This is a genomic window from Nonomuraea sp. bgisy101 (assembly GCF_057708945.1).
The window spans coordinates 46,684-65,830 of record NZ_JBYITD010000015.1 but is presented as its reverse complement, the minus strand read 5'-3'; the positions used below and the strand labels follow the sequence as shown (position 1 = coordinate 65,830).

Below are 19,147 nucleotides of genomic sequence, written 5' to 3'. Positions count from 1 at the left end.
GCGCTCACGAATGCGCGAGCGAGCGGAGAGATGAGCGAACCAGGCATCCGGTCTCTTCCACCCGAGCCACATCGTCGACCTGGACCCGTCCATCGCGGCCACGGCCACGCTGCCGCTCGGGCACATCGCCTGGGTCAAGGCTGGTACGGCAGGACCCGGTCGTACTCGATGGCGAGGTGGCGCGGGCCGCGCAGCGTCGAGCTCGGGCGGTAGGGCGGCGGGTCGGTGACGAGCCTCGGGTTCACCAGCCGCCTCGCGAGCTCGCGAAGGGCGATCTGGGCCTCCAGGCGGGCCAGCGGAGCGCCGAAGCAGTGGTGGATCCCCCCGCCGAACCCGAGGTGCTGGATGTAGGGGCGGTCGGGGTCGAACCGGTCGGGATCGTGCACGTGCGCCGGGTCGCGGCTGCCCGACGCGAGGGCCAGGGCGATGGAGGAGCCCTTGGGGATGGTGACGCCCGCGATCGTGATGTCGTCGAGCGCGACACGCTGCGGCAGGAACTGCACCGGCGGCTCGAACCGCAGGAGCTCCTCGACCGTGTGGATCACCAGGTCGGGCTCGTTACGGATCCGTTCGATCAGCCCTGGATCGCGCAGAAGGGTCAGCATCCCGTTGGTGATCAGGTTGACCGTGGTCTCGTGCCCCGCGATCAGCAGCAACGTGGCGGTGGTGATCACTTCGATCTCCGAGAGCGCCCCGTCGGGACCCTCGTAGGTGACCAGTCCCGACAGCACGTCGTCGCCCGGGTTCTCGCGGCGGGCCTGGGCCAGTCCACCCAGGTACGTGGCCAGCGCCATGATGGCGGCGTGGCGGCGCCTGGCCCGCTCCTCCACGCCGCCCTCGCCGACGCCGAGGGTCTCCACGATCTCCTCCGCCCAGTGGTGGAACTTGGGCTCGTCCTCGCGGGGCACGCCGAGCAGGTGGCAGATGACGGTGACGGGGAACGGGTAGGCGATGTCGTCGACGACGTCGGCCTGCGTCCTGTCCGCGATGCCGTCGATCAGGTCCTTGACGATCTCGTGCAGCTCTCCGCGCATGTCGTCGACAGTGCGTGGCGCATGGGGTGGTCCGAAGTGACGCATCGCGAGCGCCCTGAGCCGGTCGTGCTCGGGCGGGTCGGTGGTGATGAAGGAGGGCGGCAGCGGTTCCTCGGGGGGCGGGTTGTCCGCCTTGCGCTTGTCCGAGCTGATGCGCGGGTCGTGCAGCAGCGCGACGATCTCGTCGTAGGTGCTGACGACGTAGCTGCCGTCCTCCAGCCTCACGACGGGCGTCTTGCGGAGCTCGGCGTACAGCGGGTACGGGTTCGCCCGGTTGGCGAACTGGTGGATCTGCTCGTAGATGGTTGCCGGCTCCACGGAGCGTGCCTCCCTGTCTCGTCGTTCGAGGGTCCTACTGCTGATGCCGTACGAGCGAGACGCGGCGTTCGGCCGGATCGTGGCCGGTCACCACGACGGTCGCGCCCTCCGCTGGAGCCATCCGCTGCGGGACCTCGGCCGGGACGGGCCGCAGTTCCTCGGGTCTGCCGACCATGTGGAAGTCGGGCGGGAACGGCTCGGCCCGCTCGATGAGGTCGCGGTAGAAGTCCAGCCACATCGCCTGGTCGAAGGTGACCGCGGCGGTGATCCTTCCGCGGTATCCGTACACGGCGACGAACCGGCGGTTCTCGACCGAGCCCTGCGCGATGACGACCTCGTCGGCGACACTGGGCACGCCGACGGACTTGATGTTGGTGTTGAACTGGTTGGACCAGAAGACCGGCAGCGACAGGTGCGGCCAGCGGTGGGCCTGGTCGCTGAGCATGTTGTGGGCGGCGATCTCGGCCTGGGCGACGGCGTTGCCCCAATGCTCCAGCGCCATGAACTGGTAGTGGTAGACCGGGTGCGGGAACCGCGCGACGTCGCCGGCGACGAAGATGTCATCGGTGACCAGGCCGTTGATGTCGACGGCGCGGCAGCCCGCGTCGGTGGCCACCCCCCAGGGTCCTGCCGCGAGGCCGGAACCCTCCAGCCACTCGACGTTGCGGAGCGCGCCGAGCGCGACCACGGCCATGTCGGCCTCGACCCTGCTGCCGTCGGACAGCCGCGCGCCGACCAGCCGCCCGTCGGCGTCTCCTTCCAGCGCCGTGACCGTGACCTCGCAGCGCAGGTCCACTCCGGCCGCGCGCTGCATGTCCGCGGCGATGTCGCCGATCACCTTGCCGAACGCGCCGACCAGCGGAGCGGGACCCGCTTCGACGACGGTCACCTCCAGCCCGAGGCTGCGGCAGACCGAGGCCACCTCCGAGCCGGTGAACCCGGCCCCGATGATCAGCACCCGCCCGACCCCTACGGCCAGCCGCTCGCGCATCCGGTCGGCCTCGTCCAGCGTGCGCAGCACGTACACGCCGTCGAGCGCCGCCTCCTCCTGCTTCGGCCACGGCCTGGCGCGGGCGCCGGTGGCGATCAGCACCTTGTCGAAGCCGATCTGCCTGCCGTCGGCCAGGCGCACCTGCTTGGCGCCGATGTCCAGTCCCGTCGCCGGGGTGCCCGCGAGCCATTCGACGTCGATGTCGCGCAGCTGGGGAAGCATGGTGTGCTCGGCGTCGACCTTGCCTGCGAGCACCTGCTTGGACAGCGGCGGCCGGTCGTACGGCGGGTACGGCTCGTCGCCGATCAGGGTCACCGTGCCCTTGAAGCCGTCCCTTCGCAGGACGCCGGCGGCCCGGCCACCGGCGAGCGAGGCGCCGACGATGACGATGTGCCCGTTGCGCTTGAACTCGTCGTCACCGTCCCTGGTGGGATGGCGCAACTCGGGGTCCACGGTTCTGTGCTGGGTGGCCATCCTGTCGACGTGGATGGCCTGGACCGGACATGCGGCGGCGGCCTGCAGCACCTTCTCCCGCTGTTCGTCGCCAGGGTCGGTGTCGTACATGAGGGCTTCCTGGCCGTGCATCGTGAACGCGTCAGGCGCCAGGAAGGCGCACTGCCCGTATCCCTGACAGCGCGTGAGATCAACGACAACTCTCACAGCCACTCCCCCGTCGATCTGGGCCGGGACACGCCCCCAGGCCGATCTGACACCCCCTTACCCGGCACTCTCTCGGCGATAAGCGAGGAAAGGTCATGGATTGGGTATTTTCGCGGTCAGGCGGACGCCATTGCCCGCCGGCGGTGCGCCGAGCAGGAAACAGCCCACGGCCAGGACCCAGACGGGGAACAGCATCTCCGTCCAGACGACGGTTCTGACGACGAGCAGGAGCACCAGCCCGGCGAGATAGCCGAGCGCGCTGAGCCAGCGGGGGAAGATGCCGAGACGGGTGGCGATGGTCGTGGCCGTCAGCGTGAACACGGCGGCCATGCGGGGCGCGTACTCGGCGAGCAGGGTGAACGTGAGATAGCGCCCGAAATGGTGGAGGTTGCCCGGCTGTCCGGCGGCCTTCATCTCCTCGATCGTGTCGAGGTAGGCGCCTGCCGTCGCTCCGAAGACGAGGAGCATCGCCACGTACAGCAGGCCCGCGCCGAAGAAGACCGTCGCGAAGAACCTGTCCTCACGCGCGCCGATCGAGTCCCGCAGGGCCCCCATGAACCACAGGAAGAAGATCCCGCCGTACGGCAGCAGCACCAGGGCCACCCGCAGGGCACGGTGGCTTGAGGTGTCGGCGAGGTACTCGGCCGCGTCGAGCGGCCGGCCGGGGAACGCCAGGCGCACCAGGACCATGGCGCCGCCCAGCATCAGGGCGGCGAGGATGCCCGCGGCGCCCGCGGCGCGGGGAGTGCGCAGGCTCTTCGCCGGCGGATCGGCACTGCCCTGCATGCGGTCCCCCATTCCAGCGCACCCTGTACGGGCTTTCGTATCCTTCCGCTACGGTGTGTAACCGCCCTGGCGGGCTCAGCGGCGAGCAGAGGGGCGTCAGCGGGGTGTGAGCCGGGGAGGTCTCGTCTGGATCCAGGTCGCCTTCGGCGCGGTGTACTCCTCGACGGCGTGCAGGGACTTGTCGCGCGCGGTGCCCGACTGCCCGAACCCGCCCCACGGGACCGACCAGTCGCTGCCGTCGTAGTCGTTCACCCACACCTGCCCGGCCCGCAGCCGCCCGGCCACGTGCAGTGCCAGATCGATGTCCCTGGACCACAGTCCGGCGCCGAGGCCGTAGACGGTGTCGTTGGCCATGCGCACCACCTCGTCGACCTCGTCGAAGGTGAGGACGGACAGCACAGGCCCGAAGATCTCCTCCTGGGCGATCGTCATGTCGTTGCGGACCTGGTCGAACACGGTCGGCGCGAGGAAGTGCCCGCCGGTCTCGGCGAGCACCTCGTGGCCGCCGGTGACCAGCCGCGCGCCCTCGGCGCGGCCGCGCTCGACGTACCGCATGACCCGCGCCTTCTGCTCCGCGCTGATCAGCGCGCCCAGTTGCGTCGCCGGATCGAGCGGGTCGCCGACGCGCAGCTCGCGTGCGCGCCGTACGACGAGGTCCAGCAGGTCGTCGACGATCTCCCGGTGGGCGAACAGCCTGCTTCCCGCGCTGCACACCTGGCCCTGGTTGTAGAAGATCCCCCATATCACCGCCTCGGCCACGACCTCGAGGTCGGCGGCGTCGGGAAAGACGATGTGCGGCGACTTGCCGCCCGCCTCGACGCACACCTTCTTGGCGTTGGACTCGGCGGCGTAGCCGAGGAACCGGCGTGCCGTCCGCGTCGAGCCCGTGAAGGCGAGGACGTCGACGTCCGGGTGGCGGCCCAGAGCGGCACCCGTGGTCGGGCCGTCGCCGGGAACCACGTTGAGCACGCCGGGCGGCAGGCCTGCCTCCATGGCGAGGGCGGCGATCCGGATGGTCGTCAGCGGGGTCTGCTCGGCAGGCTTGATGATCAGGCTGTTCCCGGACATCAGCACAGGGCCGAGCTTGTAGGCGGCCTGGTACAGCGGGAAGTTCCACGGGGTGACGCAGCCGACCACCCCGAGCGGCTCGCGGCGTACCACGGCCAGCACGTCGGTTCTCGTCGGCGCCACCTCGTCGTACAGCTTGTCCGCGGCCTCGCCGTACCATCGGGTCATGTCGGCCGACTTCGCGATGTCCCCGGTGAGCACGTCGCGGACGGGTTTGCCGGTGTCGAGGCACTCCAGCAGTGCCAGCTCCTCCCGGTGCTCGTCCATGAGCTCGGCCAGGCGTCGCAGCACACGGCCGCGCTCGCGGGGCGAGCGGCCTGACCAGCGCCCGTCGTCGAAGGATGCCCTGGCCGACACGACGGCGGCGTCCACGTCCTCTCCGGTGGACATCACCACCTTGGCGATCACCTCGCCGGTCGCCGGGTTCTCGGTCGCGAAGGCGTGACCGAGCGCGCCGGTGCGGTACTCGCCGTCGATGAAGGCGCGCGTCTCGGGCCGGAGCCGTCCGGCCATGGTGCTGATCTCGGCGACGTCGCGGTCGAGCAGCATGTGTTCGCTCCTGTCCTGTGGTCGGAGGTCGGCGGCGCCTCGACGGCGTCGTGGGGCCGTGGCGGTCATCGCGAGGAGGCCGGTACGGCCAGGGCCGGGCGGTCGAGAGAGAACCGGGAGACCGGGCGCGCCGTCGTTCCCGTCGTGAGCAGATCGACCATGATCTCCCCCAGGACCGGGCCGAACTTGAAGCCGTGACCCGAGCATGCCGACGCGACGCCGATCGTGGCCTGGCCGGGAAGCAGGTCGAGGACGAAGTCCTCGTCGGGTGTCATGGTGTACCGGCAGGTCTCGGCACGGACGAGCGGCCCGAGTCCCGGCAGCCGGTGGCGGGCGTGTGCCATGAGCCGCTTGAGCGCCGGCTCGTGCACGACTCCTGACAGATCGCCGGCATCGATCTCCGGGCCGTCGCGGTCGAGCATGAGCTTCACGCCGCCGCCCGGCTCGAGCTCGGGGAACATCGAGATCATCGGGGGCCGGCCGGCCCGGTGCTCGATCATGACGGGGAAGCGGTCAGGCCCGAAGGCGGTGGAGGGGGCGGCGAAGTAGGCGACCTGCTCGCGCGTCACCGACAGCGGAAGGGGGCGTCCCATCTCGGCCAGCAGCGGACGGGTCCACGATCCCGCGGCGATCACGGCCGCCGCGGCGCGAACGTCCACGCCGTTGACGTCGGCGGCCACTCCGCCGGGCACGGGCCTGAGCCGGCGCACGCGTGCCTGCTCGCGTATCTCGGCCCCGTGCGCCCTGGCATCCGTGGCCAGCGCGCGTACACAGGTGTCGGCGTCGAGCACACCGGCGTCCTGCTGGTAGAGGCCCTCCATGCCGGGGTCCGGGCGCAGCTGCGGGAACCGGCCGGCCAGCTCGTCCGGCGACAGCCGCTCGAATTCGACGTCGCACGCCTCCATCGTCCTGGCGGTGGCCCGCAATGACGGCGTGTCGGCTGAACCGAAGTCGAGCCCGCCGGTCCCGCGCAGCAGCCGCTGCCGGACATCGTGCCCCACCCTCCGCCACAGCCCGTAGGCCTCGCGCGCGAGAGCGACGTAGTCGGCGCCGTCGTAGGCGAGTCGGATGATGCGGGACGGCCCGTGGGAACTTCCGTGGGGGTTGCCGATGTGGAACTGCTCGACCAGGAGGGTGCGCAGTCCCCGCCGGGCGGCGGCCGAGGCCGTGGCGGTACCCGTCACTCCCCCGCCGACCACCAGCAGGTCCAGGGCGCTCACCGGTCGTACAGGTGGTAGTGGGTCACACGGGATTCCTTCTCCAGCAGGTAGTCGCTGTCGAAGTCGTAGTACTTGGCGACGGTGACGTCGTCGCCTGCGAAGGCGGCGATCGACCGCTCGGACTCCCAGAACGTCAGCGTGAGGAAGTGGGCCGCCTCCGCGTCCTCGTGGTGCAGCACGTAGGCGCCCTGGTTGCCGGGGGTGGAGCGGTAGTCGGGGATGGCGACTTCGCGCATCAGCCTCAGGTAGTCGCCGGATTTGTCGAGCGAGGTGGCGCCGTGCCAGATACGGGCGATCATCGTCTTCCTCCCCATGAGGACTTCTGTACTGGTACAGTTGTTCATCTGTTCTGTCATAGAAGCATCCAGCGTGGTGAGAGGTCAAGGCGCTCGGCATGATGAACCCAGGCGTCGGCGACGAGGAGGCACAGTGAGCGGTTGGCAGGATGTCATCACCGGACGCAGCAGGAAGGAGCTGGTGCTCAGCGTCGAGCGCGCGGTCAGCGCCGGAACGCTGGCGCCCGGCCAGCCGCTCCCCTCCGTCCGCGTCCTTGCCCGCCATCTCGGTGTCAGCCCCTCGACGGTCGTCGGCGCCGTCACAGAACTGCGGCAACGCGGGGTGATCGTGACGAACGAGCGCCGCACCAGCGTCGTCGCACCTGTACCGCCGCTGAAGCTGGACCTGCCCGCAAGCCCTGCCCCGCCCTCGCAGCCGCCTGGCATCGACCTCAGTCACGGCGGGCCCGACCGCGCGCTGCTGCCGAGCCTACGACCGGCCCTCCTCGCGGCCGCCGAGGAGAGCCACACCCCCCGGCTGTACGGCCAGCCCACGATCGACCCCGAGCTGCGTTCCCTGGTCCTGCCCCAGTTGCACGAGCTGGTGAAGGGGTTGTCCGCCGATCACGTCGGGGTCACCAGCGGCGCGCTCGACCTCGTCGAACGCGCGTTGCTGGCCTGCTGCCGCCCGGGCGACCGGGTGATCGTCGAGGACCCCGGCTACCCGGACCTGTTCGACCTGATCCGCGCGGCCGGGCTGCAGGCCGTCCCTGCCGCCGTCGACGACGAGGGTCTCCGGCCCGAGGCCGTACGGGCCGCGCTGGAGCGGGGGGCGTCCGCGCTGGTCCACACCCCGAGCGGGCAGAACCCGTTCGGCTCCGGCCTGTCCGGCAGGAGGGCGGCCGAGCTGGCCCAGACGCTCGCCGACCGGCCGGACCTGGTCGTGATCGAGGACCAGCACCTGTCGCTCGTGGAACCGCCGCGCGCCAGCCTGGCCGGACGGGTCCAGCGGTGGGCGGTCGCGCGGTCCGTGGCCAAGTCACTCGGACCCGACCTGCGGCTGGCCATCGTCGCCGCCGAGCCGCACCTGTTCGCCAGGGTGTTCGGCCGGCACGCGCTCGGCCCCGGCTGGGTGTCGCACATACTGCAGCGCACCGTCGTCCACCTGCTGCGCGACCCGGCGGTCCAGGCGGGGCTGCGGCAGGCCAGGGAGCTCTACGACGCGCGCCGTAACGCGCTGCTCGCCGAGCTGCGTTTCAGGGGCGTGCCCGCCCACGGAGCGACAGGGCTGAACGTGTGGGTGCCCGTCCACCAGGAGGGCAACGCGGCCGTGGATCTGGCTCACCGCGGCTGGGCTGTCAGCCCCGGCGGCGCCTACCGCAAGACCTGCCCTCCGGGAATCCGCGTCACCACGTCGACCCTCGACCTCGCCGACGCCTCCCGGCTCGCCGACGACATCGCCGACGTCCTGCGACCGCGCGCCTCCCGGCGAGGCTGAGACGGACCACGACCCGTCGCCGCGTCACCTGCTCACGCGTGGGAAAGCGGGTTCCGGCGCAGCCAGTCCAGCACCTCGGCGGCGTGCGTGTCCGGCGGGAAGATCGGATAGAAGACGTGCTCGACCGTGTTGCCTCGCACCACCATGGTGAGGCGTTTGTACAACGTCAGGCCGTTCGCCTCGAACGTCGGCAGGTCAAGCGAGCGACCGAGGGCGAACGTCGGGTCGGACACCATGGGGTACGGCAGATGCAGGCGCCGGACCAGCTCGCGCTGGTACTCGGCTCGGTCCGTCGACAGCGCGACGACCCGCTCGGCGCCCTCCGCACGCAGGGCGGCCAGAAGGTCCCGGAAGCCGCACGCTTCCTGACTGCATCCGCGGGCGCCGGGGATCTCGTCCCAGCCCTGGGGGATGTCGGCCCCCGGCTTGCCGGTCAGCGGATAGACGAACAGTACCCAGCGTCCGTCGCACACGTCGTCGAGCCGTACCTCTCCGCCGTCGGTGGCGGGGAACGCGAGCTTCGGCAAGGTGAGCCCCGGCAGGTGCCGGGCGGCCCCGTCGTCGACGGGAGCGGGCAGGTCGTCGGGCAGGATGTCGGGCTGGGGCAGCATGTCAGGCGGCTCCTGGTCAGGGTGATGGGATCCGAAGCCCCGCCCTGCCGCCGCGTGCATCTGCCGCGTCAGCTGCCGGCGGGTCCGCGAAAGGCGTGCGATGAACGCGTCCAGCTGCTGGATCTTGCGGTGGTACGCCGCCAGCGATTCCGGGCAGTCGTCACCGACCTCGTGCCCCTCGCGCAGGCAGTCGAGGAATGGCCGGGTTTCCTTCGGTGACAGGCCGAGCGAGGTCAGGTTGCGGATCTCCGCCACCAGCCTGACGTCCTGCCCGCTGTAGTCCCGATAGCCGTTGGGAAGGCGCGCAGGCCGCACGAGGCCGAGGTCCTCGTAGTACTTCAGGGCCTTCACGCTCACCCCGGCGGCGACAGCGGCCTCACTCGCGCGCAACGGAATCTCCCTTCGCGTCACCTCTCTCCCCCACGCTAAACCTGTCCCTTCGGGTGCAGGTCAAGCGATCGTCTCCCCCGACCGCCGCAGGACGTGCCCGGCCCGACACGGATGGAAGCCCGCGGCTGGATCGGCCTGCGCATGGAAGGTCACGACGGCGGGCAAGAGCTCACCGTTCACCAGGCCTTGACGGGTACGCACGTCCGACCGACAACCCACCGAGGGAACAGAAGTGATCACCTGTGTCGTCGACTACACGATCGACCCCACGAAGCTGGCCGCGTTCGAGGAGTTCGCGCGCCGTTGGATCGCGTTGGTGAACCGGCACGGCGGATCACATCACGGGTACTTCCTTCCCGCCGAAGGCGCCAGCGACAAGGCGCTCGCGTTGTTCAGCTTCCCCAGCCTCGCCGCCTATGAGCAGTATCGCGGGCTGTTCGGAAAGCATCCCGACTTCATCGCCGCCGACAGGATCAGGGACGAGAGCGGCTGCGTGGTGCGGTACGAACGGACGTTCATGCGACCTCTGCTCCCCGACTAGCGCCGACGGGCTGCTGACCGGCGGCGACGCGGGACCGCACGCGGGGTGGTGACGTCGCCGTCACGCGGGAGGCTGACGGCCCGCCACAGCCGGACGTACGGCCGGCGGCGGTGGCAGATCTTGCCGCTGTCCTGCCGGAACAGCAGGTCGGCGCCACGCCGTGCGTGCTGTCGGTGGCGCAATCCGACCGTTATCCCTATTTTCCTACCTGATTGCTAGGTTGATGCGCGACGGAGGGCGAGCAGGGAGGCGGGTATGGACCGGGTTGCGGCCGTGCCGGACGTCCGACGACGCCGGGCGGATCGGGCGAGGCAGGTCGCGGACCTGCTGAGGAGGCAGATCGTCGACGGGCAGGTCGCGCGCGGCCAGCTGCCGCTGGAGGCGGCGCTCGCACGCGAGTTCGGCGTCTCGAGGAACACCGTCCGCGAGGCGCTCGACCTGCTGCGCGACGAGGGTCTGGTCGAGCGCTGCCCCGGCGTGGGCACCACGGTGGCCGCCGAGAAGTACCCGCACGGCCTGCACCGGCTGCTCGGCCTGGCCGAGCGGCGGGCCACCGCCACCGGTCTCAGGGAGCTCGTCGAGGTCCTGCCCGCCACCCCCGAACTGGGCGCCGCGCTTTCCGAACGGCTGGCCAGCGCGGACGCCGTGGTCCGGGCGACCGGGCTCGACGTGCTGCGCGCCCTCCGGCTGGGCGGCAGGCAGACCTTCGGCGCGGGCTTGGGCGACGCCGACCGCAGGGTGCGCATCGAGGCGATCCGCGGCCTGGTCTCGCTGGACGAATCCGACCTGGTGGCCGCAGCCGCGGGCGACCCTTCGAGGGAGGTGCGGGTCTGGGTCGCCAGGGGGCTGGGTCTCATCGGCAAGCCGTCGGGCGCGCTGGCGGTGCTCGCCGCCGACGGCGATCCGCTGGTCAGGGCCGCCGCGCTGGAGTCGTCGGGCACCGTCGGGCAGCCGATGGAGGCGGAGGCCGTACGCGGGCTGAAGGACGCCGACTGGCAGGTGCGGGTGGGCGCGGCCCGCTGCTTGGGCGCGGCGGACCGGTCGACGGCCGTGGGGCCGCTCGTGGCGGCGCTGTCGGACGCCAACCTCGACGTGCGCAAGGCGTCCGTGCTCGCGCTCACACCGTGGGCGGCCTCCCCTGAGGTCGGCGCCGCCCTGCGATCGGTGCTGACCGACACCGACGCGGACGTGCGCGCCTACGCGCGGAGGGCCCTGGCCGACCTCGAATCTTGACTGTTTGTTCCAGATCTGGACTAGAGTACCTCGCGTGGCAAGGACGAGGGAGTTCGACACCGACGCGGTCATCGACGAGGCGGTCGGCGTCTTCTGGCGAAAGGGCTACGCCGCGACCTCGGTCCAGGATCTGGTCGAGGCGACGGGGATCGGCCGCGGCTCGCTGTACGCCGCGTTCGGCAGCAAGGAGGGGCTCTACGAGGCCGCGCTCACGCGCTACGCCGAGCGGTCCTCAGCCGAACTGATCGCCCGGATGGAGAGCGCGGCCCCCGTCCACGAGGTGCTCCGTGACGTGCTGCTTCACCTCGTGGACGCGACGGTCGCGGACCCGGAGCGGCGCGGCTGCCTGATCACCAACACGGTGACGGAACGCCTGCCCGGCGACCCCGTGGCCGCCCGCGTGGCCGGCGGGGCGCTCGACCGCAATGCCATGGCCCTCACCGCCCTGCTGCGCGGCGCCAGGGCGCGCGGCGAGTTGCCGCCCGACGCCGACGTGACCGCGATGGCCGACTTCGTCATGACGACGATCCAGGGGCTGCGCGTCCAGGGCAAGGCGGGCGCCGACCGGCGGCGCCTCGTGGCGGTCGTCGATCTGGCGCTATCTGTACTGTTCATTCACGATAGGAGTTCGCTATGACCACCGTCGCGCTGCTGGGTACGGGGATCATGGGCGCGGCCATGGCACGCAACCTGCTGAAGGCCGGCCTCGATGTCAGGGTCTGGAACAGGACCAAGGACAAGGCGCTGCCGCTGCAGGCGGACGGCGCCGTCGTCGCCGCCGACCCTGCCGAGGCCGTGACCGGCGCCGACGTCGTCATCACGATGCTGAACGACGGCGACGCGGTCCATGACGCCATGTCCGCCGCCGCCCCCGGACTGCGCTCCGGTCAGGTATGGGCGCAGATGAGCACGGTCGGCGTGGCCGCCCTCGAACGGCTCGGCGAACTCGCCCGCGCCCACGGTCTCGTCTTCGTGGACGCGCCGGTGCAGGGCACCAGGCAGCCCGCCGAAGCGGGCACCCTGGTCATCCTGGCGGCGGGGCCGGCCGACGAGCGGCTCGAACCGGTCTTCTCCGCCGTCGGCGGCAAGACGCTGTGGGTCGGCGAGCCGGGGGCGGCCACCCGGCTCAAGCTCACGACGGTCGGCTTCGGGATCGCGCTGACCTCCGTGCTGGCCGAGGCTCTCGCGCTGGCCAAGGGGCTCGGGGTGGACCCCGCGCTGTTCGGCGAGGTGATCACCGGCGGGCCGATGGACAGCCCTTACCTGCAGGCGAAGATGAAGGCCATCGTCGGCGGGGACTACACGCCCAGTTTCACCGTGCGCAATGCCGAGAAGGACACGCGGCTCATCGCCGAAGCTGCCGCGAGGGCGGGCGTGTCGGTGGACCTGGCCGAGGCCGCCGGCGAGCGGTTCAGGCGAGCCGAGTCGCAGGGGCACGGCGACGACGACATGGCGGCCGGCTACTTCGCCAGCTTCCCGTCCGCCTAGGTTCGCCGCCAGGCACGGCCGGAGCCCGCGGCGCGAGCGGGTTCCGGCCCTCGGCGGCCTCGCGATGAGTCTGCGGATCCGCGCGGGTTGTAGTCCTGAAGGACGCACCGACCCGAAAGGAAAGTCATGCAGACCGACGACGAGCGGATCCGCGCACTGATCGAGCTCTGGGCCGAAGCGGTCCACGGCGGTGACCTGAAGGGGGTTCTCGCTGATCACGCGGAGGACATCGTGATGTTCGACGTTCCGCCGCCCTACGAGGGCGTGCGCGGCCTCGACGCCTACCGTGACACGTGGCCGCCCTTCTTCCAGTGGCAGGCGAACGGCGCCTCGTTCGAGATCGAGTCGCTGGAGGTCACCGCCGGTGAGGACGTCGCCTTCGCCCACGCGCTGCTGCGGTGCGGCACCCGGGAGGAGTTCGCCGCCAACCCCGACAATCGCCTGCGGCTGACGCTCGGCCTCCGCAAGGACGACGGCCGCTGGGTGGTCGTCCATGAGCACCACTCCTTCCCTGTCGGTCCTGCCGTCGGCTGACCCCGGCGGGTCGCGGGGCGGAAGCCGCGCCGGTACGCGGTCTCTTCGGCCGCCCCCTTACCCCGAAGTGTCGGACTCGGGTGCTTTTGTCGGTCGGCGCCGCTAGCGTTCCGCGCATCACAGCGGGCGGGAGCTGACGTTCCCGTGTGTTCGACGACGGCGAAAGGCGGGGCAGCGTTGGGTTGGCTGGCGGCGGGCGACGGGTACGAAGTCGCCCTCATAGAGGGCAGGGTCGCGGCGAGGGCCACGTCCGGCAGGGCGGCGGGACGGCAGCTGAAATCGCTGCCGAAGGCGTTAAAGGAGCATCCGGAGGTCGACCGGCTGCGCCGCCTCGCCGAGTGGCTCGACCGGCACGCCGCCGCGTGCGTGGCCCAGGTCGACCTCTGGATGGTCTCGGCCCTGCCCGTCCCGACCGGCCTGCTGGCCCGCGTGTGGCCGGATGAGGCCTGGCAGTCGGCGCTGCGGGACATGGCCGTGGTCGGCGACGACCCCGACGAGGTGGGGTTCCTGCGCGACGCCACCGATGCCGGTGAGCTGCGGGTGGTCAACCTCGACGGCGAGACCGTACGGCTGTCGCCCACGACGGTGACGCTGCCGCACCCGGTGCTGCTGCCCGATCTCGACGACCTGCGCGAGTTCGCCGCCGAACTGGGCCTCGTCCAGAAGGTCGAGCAGATCCACCGCGCCACCTGGCACAAGCCGGCGGAGCTCGCCGAGAAGGCGACCGAGGTGAAGGAGTTCGCCGGAGGCAGGTACGACTCCAGGTTCGGGCTGGCCGCGCGCGCCACCTCGCTCGGCTACCGGGTGTCCGGCGGCTACGCCACCTGCAGGGTCCGCGACGCGGAGCGCATCACCGAGGCCAGTGTGTGGATCGGCGAGCCGTACTGGGACGACGAGGTGACGACGGGCGGCCTCAGCTGGAACGACCAGGAGGGCAGGTCGCTCCCGCTTCGCGAGGTGGGCCCTGTGGCCTGGTCGGAGGGGATGCGGATGGCGGCGGCGCTCTACGCCGGACGGCGGGTCGACGAGGGGAAGGACGCGTGAGCATGCGGATGTCGCCGGCGGAGGAGCTGCTGAGGGCGGGCGCGGTGCTGCCTCCGGGCACCGAGGGGGCCGGCGAGCGGGCGGTGCCGCTGACCGCCAGGACCTACCGCCATCCGGGCCTAGACGGCCGGGTGGTGGTCCGCCTGGTCGCCGCCGAGCTCGGCGCGGCCGAGGACCTGGCGGCGAGTTTCCTCGGCCTGTCGCCCGACAGGGAGCCGGAGGTCGTCGGCCTCGGCTCGCGCCGGTCTCTCGGCTTCCCCGAGTGGGTGCTGGTGCACCATCCTGAGGACGGTCACCACGCGCTCGCCGTCGTGCCGGAGCTGGAGCGCACGGCGCGGCAGGCCAAGTCCAAGCCCAAGGCCGCGCTGGACGCCTACCAGGAGCTCGCCGGCAGGCTGGCCGCGTCGGTCCCGCACTTCCTGCCCACGTTCTACGAGCAGGCCGGCCGGGTGTTCCTCGAGGTCGAGAACGCCACCTACGCCGCGCAGCTGTTCGGCCACGCGCGCAAGGCGGAGGCGCAGCACGGCCTGGCGGTCGACGAGGACCGGCTCGACGCGGTGTTCCTCGAGTTCGCGCTGGCGGGAGCGCTACCGGTCAAGGTGCTGTCCGGCTACGCGAGGGAGCTGGCTGCCCGGTTGCCGGCGGACGAGGCGCTGCGCAGGTTCGCGCGGCTGTGCGTGCGGCGCACCGCGGGAGGGCTCCCGCCGTCGACGCAGATGGCGACGGATCTGCGCAGGCTGGCCAAGGCCGCGGGCGCCGACGCCGACGCCGAGGAGCAGGCGTTCCTGGCCCGGCTGCTCGGCCTGTCTGCCACCCTGCTGGCCCCGACCGGCTGGTGGAAGGCGCACCGTCCGGCGATCACGGCGCTGGCCCTGCGCGATCCCGAGACGCGCGGGAAGCTGCTGAACGTCATGCCGCAGGCCGGGGATCACGACCTGCCCGGTCTCTGGCTGGACATCCTCGAAGGGTCGGGCGCGACCGTGGGCCTGGCCGGCGGCGAGGTGCCCGAGCAGGAGCGGCCGGGCGACGGTACCGCGGGCTGGCTCGAGCGTTTCCTGAAGGCCCGCGACGAGGCCTGGGGCGTCCCGCCCCGCCTGCCCGCCCTGTACGCGCTGGTGGAGCGAGTGGCCGACGTCGTGCGGTCCGAGCTCGCCGCCTCCGGAGGGGCGCTGACCGTCGAGTACGACGTCGACCTGCTGGATCTCCTGCTCGCTCTCGACATCCCCGTGGCCGACTCGGCGGCGTCGGGCTCACTGCGGCTGGAGGAGTGGGCACGCGGCGAAGGCCAGCGCGACCTGCTCGCCCTGGCCGCCGACGCCCGCTATCACCGGGCCTTCCATTACGCCGCCGACAGGTTCTGCGACGACGAGGACGGCAGGCGGGCCGTCCGGCTCCTGGCCGGATCCCCCGGCGGGCGACCCCTGCTGGCCGAGTGGGTGCGGAAGGTGGCCGCGCGGTCGTCGGCCGCGGGGCTGCCCGACCTGCCGGGCGCCATGCGGCAGCTGGCCTGGCTGCCCGGCGAGGCGCTGGCCCTGGCGGAGGAGGAGGTGCGCGCGGCCGCCGGCGCCGACGTCGCCGAGGTGCTCGCCAGGACCCTGCGCGCCGGGCTCTTCGACGAGCTGGGCTGGCCGGCGTGGGACGAGGCGGCCGCGGCCCTCGTGCCGAAGAAGGACATCGACGACCTGGTGGTCGCCGACGCCTGGCCGTACCTCGTCGTCGGGGGTTCGGCGCAGGTCCGCGTGCTCGGCGCCGAGGGCGCCGTGCTCACCCACGACCTCCGCGTGCCTGCCGACGACACCTGGAGCGACCTCGGCTTCCACCACGTGGACGGCGAGCTGCTCGTCTACTGGCAGTCCCGCGCGCTGGACGGCGGGCTGCGCGGATACTGGCACAACGCCCCCGACCGTCCGCGCCCGATGGAAGGCGGCAGCGGCCCCCGCGGCACCCGCATGGACTGGTACCGCGGCGACGACCCCGTCACCCTGCCGGTTCCCGGGGGCGGGCGGACGACCGGCCACACGCTGCTGCACAAGGGCGACACGGCCATGCCCGACGAGCGATCGGTGATCAGCGACGGCACCTCGTTCTGGGTGTGGACGTGGGAGGAGGACGACCGGGGCGGAGCCGACTGGCACGAGTTCGACCCCGTCGGCGGACGCCGCGGCAGGAAGGCCAGGCCGGGCTTCCTCGCCGACGCGCTGCGCTCCGCGCCGGCCGGCAGCGCCTTCCACGCGGGCTGGGTGCTGCCCGCCCCTTCGGACGAGGTCACCCCGGCCGCCGTCCCCGTGGACGGCGTATATGGCTGGCGGGTGGTGCGGCTGCCCGACGGATCGATGCGCGGCGAGGACCTGTCCGGTCGGACCGTCACCGTCGGACCCGACGGCGGGCCTCCGGTGCGCGCGCTGACGTTCCCGTCGGACGAGCGGCACACAGCCGTCGTGCGGCCGGGGAGCTACCAGGTCGCCCTGGTCGACGCCGACGGTGTCGTCACGGCCACCGCCAGGACCGACGCCGCTCCCGGCGCGTTCGCGGCGGGCACGCTCATCCTGCCGCCGGTGCGCTACTGGCACTGCCTGAGGCCGAGAGACGCGGACGGCTCCGCCGCGCTGCGCCGCGTCGGCAGGGACACCGCGTCCGCCCTGCTCGACGCGGGCGAGGCGAAGGAGAACGACCTGCCCGCGCGGATCCGTGCGGTGCTGCCGCAGGTGAGCGACGACGCGCTCGTGGCCGGCATCGCCGGGGTCGTGCGCTTCGCCGCCGCCCAGCGCACCGCGCTGCGCGACGTCGTGACCAGGCTCACCGAGGTGCTCGAAGGCGGCCACAGGGAGACAGCACCTGTGGGGCCCACGGACGAGCTGATCGACGCCGCGCTCAACGGCCTCGGCAGCTTCGTTCCCTACTACTGGCACCGCCAGGACACCGACGGCGCCCACCGGCACATGCACGCGATCGGCGCCGCGGTGGCGGAGGGCGCGCCCGCCGCGCCCGCCGGCCGCACCCACCTCGACCTGCCCGGCCTGCCCGACTCAGCGCTGCACTGGGACGCGCTGCTCGACCACCCCGCCGCGGCGGCGGTCAAGGCCGCGGCGGCGACGACCGAGGAGGATCACCGCACGGTACTGCGCGGCCTGCTCGGCGACCTGCACGGCCTCGGCCTGCCCGTCACGGCCGGTCAGGACCGGTGGCGCCGGATGTCGCTGCGCCTCGACAACCACCACGTGCGCACGGCAGAGGGCGGCCTGCGCGCCGGCACCTGGCTCGGCCTGCTCCCGCTGGCCGGCGGCGCGCTGCTCGCCTTCGTACGCTGGACGGTCGACGACGCGGGGGGTGAGTGGACGGCGCTGTTCCACGACCCCGCGGGCCGGTTCGAGGTCCCCGCCCCCTACACCGTCAAGTCATCCTCCCCTGTCGGCGGAACCGGGCAGGCGGGCTGGCTCGAGGCGTTCCTCGCCGAGCTGGACGCGCGGGGCCCCGCGCCGTGGCGGCCGGCGGCGGCGGAGGAGTTCGCGCTGCTCACCGGCGTCTCGCCGACGCTGGCCAGGCTGGTCGTGTCCGGCATGCCGTACGTGGACAGCCATGAGCGGAGCTTCCTGCCGAAGGAGACGCGCGCCGCGCTCGGGGTGAAGGTCGGTGACGCCGCCATCGCCAAGGACGAGCTGCGCGAGGTGAGCGTCACCGTCCGCAGGGCGGTCGTCGCGGCTCTCCTGCCGGACGACCCGGCGAGGCTCTGGACGGACGGCCCCGACGTCGCCCGCGCGGCCCGGATCTGGATCGAGGCGGTGGGGCGGCGCAGGCCGATCCCCGAATGGCTCGCCGCCGAGGCCGGCCGCGCGCTGAAGACCGAATGGGACAGCGCCCGGGCGCTCGGCATGCTCCTCGACCCGGCCGCCGCGCCCGAGCTGACCCGCGACCTGGTGTGGACGGTCAGCGGCGACCGCGTCGCGGCCACCGAAGGGGCGAGCGCGGGGTTCACCGGCGACGCCCTCGTCGTGGCCGTCGACACGGCGGGCTGGCTGGCGCACCGGCTCCCCGCGGGCGACCCGATCCGCGCGAAGCTGCCCGAGACACTGGCGGCGGTCCGCGCGCGGCTGGCCGCCCCTGGCCTGATGCTCGACCTCGACCGGTACGTCGACCTGCCCGCGTTCAGGAAGGCCGCAGGCGCGCCGACCGAGGTCACCGAGGGCTACGAGAGGTACGGCGCGCTCGTCATGCCGACCTACGACGACCGGCCCGCGCCCGGCATCCGCGTCGCCCTGCTCGACGCGGCGGGCGAGGATCCCTACCTGCGCGCCCTCCTCGCCACCGAGGAGCCGTTCCCCGTCGACATCGCGCTGCGCACCGCCCGCGACCCGCGGTTCGAGGCGCTCCTCGCCGACCCCGGCGACCCCGTGGCGGGAGAGCGTGACGCCGACGGCACATGGTGGCCGCAGGACCCCACCAGGTCGGTGCCCGACCTGGTGGTCGAGGTGGCGAAGGAGCACGGCCTCGGCGAGGACGCCGCGGCCCTGTACCTGATGCTGCTGGCCATGCCCGATCCCACCGATCGCCACGTCGCCCGATGGACCGGCTGGAAGCCCGCCAGGCTCAGGTCGGCCCGCGCCGAGCTGGCCGCCACGGACCTCGTCGTCGAGGCCACCAGGAACCGGGCAGGGCGCTCGCTGTTCCTGCCCGGCGGCTGGCGCGAGCTCAGGTCGCCGCGCCTTCCGCTGGAACAGTGGAAGACGCCCCTGTTCGACGTGTCCGAGAACCGGAACGGCCCGCTCGTTCCCGCCGAGCCCGCCGCCGGCCTGTACGGCAGGGCCTGGCGGCGCGTGAAGGACGGCGACGCCCCCCGGTTCGCCGAGCTCCAGGTCAGGCGCGGCAAGCGCCGCTGAGCCCGGTCACCTACCCCAATCCACGACCTCGAG

15 protein-coding genes are annotated in these 19,147 nt (G+C 72.4%); 8 read left to right on the top strand and 7 right to left on the bottom strand.

The window, feature by feature from the left end; all coding sequences use genetic code 11:
- Positions 1–134: 134 nt before the first annotated feature.
- The 6 genes from AC3EO4_RS27170 to AC3EO4_RS27145 form a co-directional block, all read right to left on the bottom strand.
- A complete protein-coding gene (locus tag AC3EO4_RS27170) occupies positions 135–1,352 on the bottom strand; it encodes a cytochrome P450 (protein ID WP_431898442.1) in 1,218 nt (405 codons plus the stop codon).
- A gap of 34 nt (positions 1,353–1,386) precedes the next feature.
- Complete coding sequence (locus AC3EO4_RS27165) at positions 1,387–3,003, bottom strand: FAD-dependent oxidoreductase (protein WP_431898441.1); 1,617 nt, start codon at positions 3,001–3,003, stop codon at positions 1,387–1,389.
- Positions 3,004–3,096: 93 nt separating this feature from the next.
- On the bottom strand, positions 3,097–3,801 hold the full coding sequence (locus AC3EO4_RS27160; protein WP_431898440.1) for a hypothetical protein: 705 nt from the start codon (positions 3,799–3,801) through the stop codon (positions 3,097–3,099).
- Between the two features lie 84 nt (positions 3,802–3,885).
- Positions 3,886–5,406, bottom strand: coding sequence for an aldehyde dehydrogenase (locus AC3EO4_RS27155; protein ID WP_379575785.1), 1,521 nt, complete (start codon positions 5,404–5,406; stop codon positions 3,886–3,888).
- Between the two features lie 65 nt (positions 5,407–5,471).
- Entirely contained in the window at positions 5,472–6,626 is a 1,155-nt protein-coding gene (solA, locus tag AC3EO4_RS27150; RefSeq protein ID WP_379575784.1) for an N-methyl-L-tryptophan oxidase, read from the bottom strand.
- Positions 6,623–6,925, bottom strand: coding sequence for a hypothetical protein (locus tag AC3EO4_RS27145; RefSeq protein ID WP_379575783.1), 303 nt, complete (start codon positions 6,923–6,925; stop codon positions 6,623–6,625). The genes solA and AC3EO4_RS27145 overlap by 4 nt, the downstream gene beginning before the upstream one ends.
- A 130-nt stretch (positions 6,926–7,055) precedes the next feature.
- Between AC3EO4_RS27145 and AC3EO4_RS27140 the strand changes: the two genes are divergently transcribed.
- Complete coding sequence (locus AC3EO4_RS27140) at positions 7,056–8,399, top strand: aminotransferase class I/II-fold pyridoxal phosphate-dependent enzyme (RefSeq protein ID WP_431898439.1); 1,344 nt, start codon at positions 7,056–7,058, stop codon at positions 8,397–8,399.
- Positions 8,400–8,431: 32 nt separating this feature from the next.
- Here the strand turns inward: AC3EO4_RS27140 and AC3EO4_RS27135 are convergent, their stop codons facing one another.
- Complete coding sequence (locus AC3EO4_RS27135) at positions 8,432–9,400, bottom strand: MerR family transcriptional regulator (RefSeq protein WP_431898438.1); 969 nt, start codon at positions 9,398–9,400, stop codon at positions 8,432–8,434.
- Positions 9,401–9,632: 232 nt separating this feature from the next.
- On the opposite strand from AC3EO4_RS27135, the gene AC3EO4_RS27130 reads away from it, so the two are divergent.
- The 7 genes from AC3EO4_RS27130 (at position 9,633) to AC3EO4_RS27100 (ending at position 19,114) form a co-directional block, all read left to right on the top strand.
- Positions 9,633–9,941, top strand: a complete 309-nt coding sequence (locus tag AC3EO4_RS27130) for an NIPSNAP family protein (RefSeq protein ID WP_379575781.1) — start codon at positions 9,633–9,635, stop codon at positions 9,939–9,941.
- Between the two features lie 255 nt (positions 9,942–10,196).
- Positions 10,197–11,174: a GntR family transcriptional regulator gene (locus AC3EO4_RS27125; RefSeq protein ID WP_431898437.1), complete on the top strand. Its 978-nt coding sequence runs from the start codon at positions 10,197–10,199 to the stop codon at positions 11,172–11,174.
- 34 nt (positions 11,175–11,208) lie between these two features.
- Positions 11,209–11,811: a TetR/AcrR family transcriptional regulator gene (locus AC3EO4_RS27120; RefSeq protein ID WP_379575779.1), complete on the top strand. Its 603-nt coding sequence runs from the start codon at positions 11,209–11,211 to the stop codon at positions 11,809–11,811.
- Positions 11,808–12,662 (top strand): NAD(P)-dependent oxidoreductase, encoded by an 855-nt coding sequence (locus AC3EO4_RS27115; protein WP_379575778.1) that lies wholly within the window; start codon positions 11,808–11,810, stop codon positions 12,660–12,662. The genes AC3EO4_RS27120 and AC3EO4_RS27115 overlap by 4 nt, the downstream gene beginning before the upstream one ends.
- A 126-nt stretch (positions 12,663–12,788) precedes the next feature.
- Complete coding sequence (locus AC3EO4_RS27110; protein WP_379575777.1) at positions 12,789–13,196, top strand: YybH family protein; 408 nt, start codon at positions 12,789–12,791, stop codon at positions 13,194–13,196.
- Between the two features lie 177 nt (positions 13,197–13,373).
- A complete protein-coding gene (locus AC3EO4_RS27105; RefSeq protein WP_379575776.1) occupies positions 13,374–14,240 on the top strand; it encodes a DUF4132 domain-containing protein in 867 nt (288 codons plus the stop codon).
- Between the two features lie 2 nt (positions 14,241–14,242).
- Positions 14,243–19,114, top strand: coding sequence for a DNA-binding protein (locus AC3EO4_RS27100; protein ID WP_379575775.1), 4,872 nt, complete (start codon positions 14,243–14,245; stop codon positions 19,112–19,114).
- The last annotated feature ends 33 nt before the right edge of the window (positions 19,115–19,147 follow it).

Excerpts from the sequence above, each read along its gene's own strand:
- AC3EO4_RS27160 (WP_431898440.1), bottom strand. The coding sequence starts at position 3,801 with ATGGGGGACCGCATGCAGGGCAGTGCCGATCCGCCGGCGAAGAGCCTG.
- AC3EO4_RS27155 (WP_379575785.1), bottom strand. The coding sequence starts at position 5,406 with ATGCTGCTCGACCGCGACGTCGCCGAGATCAGCACCATGGCCGGACGG.
- AC3EO4_RS27145 (WP_379575783.1), bottom strand. The coding sequence starts at position 6,925 with ATGATCGCCCGTATCTGGCACGGCGCCACCTCGCTCGACAAATCCGGC.
- AC3EO4_RS27125 (WP_431898437.1), top strand. The coding sequence starts at position 10,197 with ATGGACCGGGTTGCGGCCGTGCCGGACGTCCGACGACGCCGGGCGGAT.
- AC3EO4_RS27115 (WP_379575778.1), top strand. The coding sequence starts at position 11,808 with ATGACCACCGTCGCGCTGCTGGGTACGGGGATCATGGGCGCGGCCATG.
- AC3EO4_RS27110 (WP_379575777.1), top strand. The coding sequence starts at position 12,789 with ATGCAGACCGACGACGAGCGGATCCGCGCACTGATCGAGCTCTGGGCC.
- AC3EO4_RS27100 (WP_379575775.1), top strand. The coding sequence starts at position 14,243 with ATGCGGATGTCGCCGGCGGAGGAGCTGCTGAGGGCGGGCGCGGTGCTG.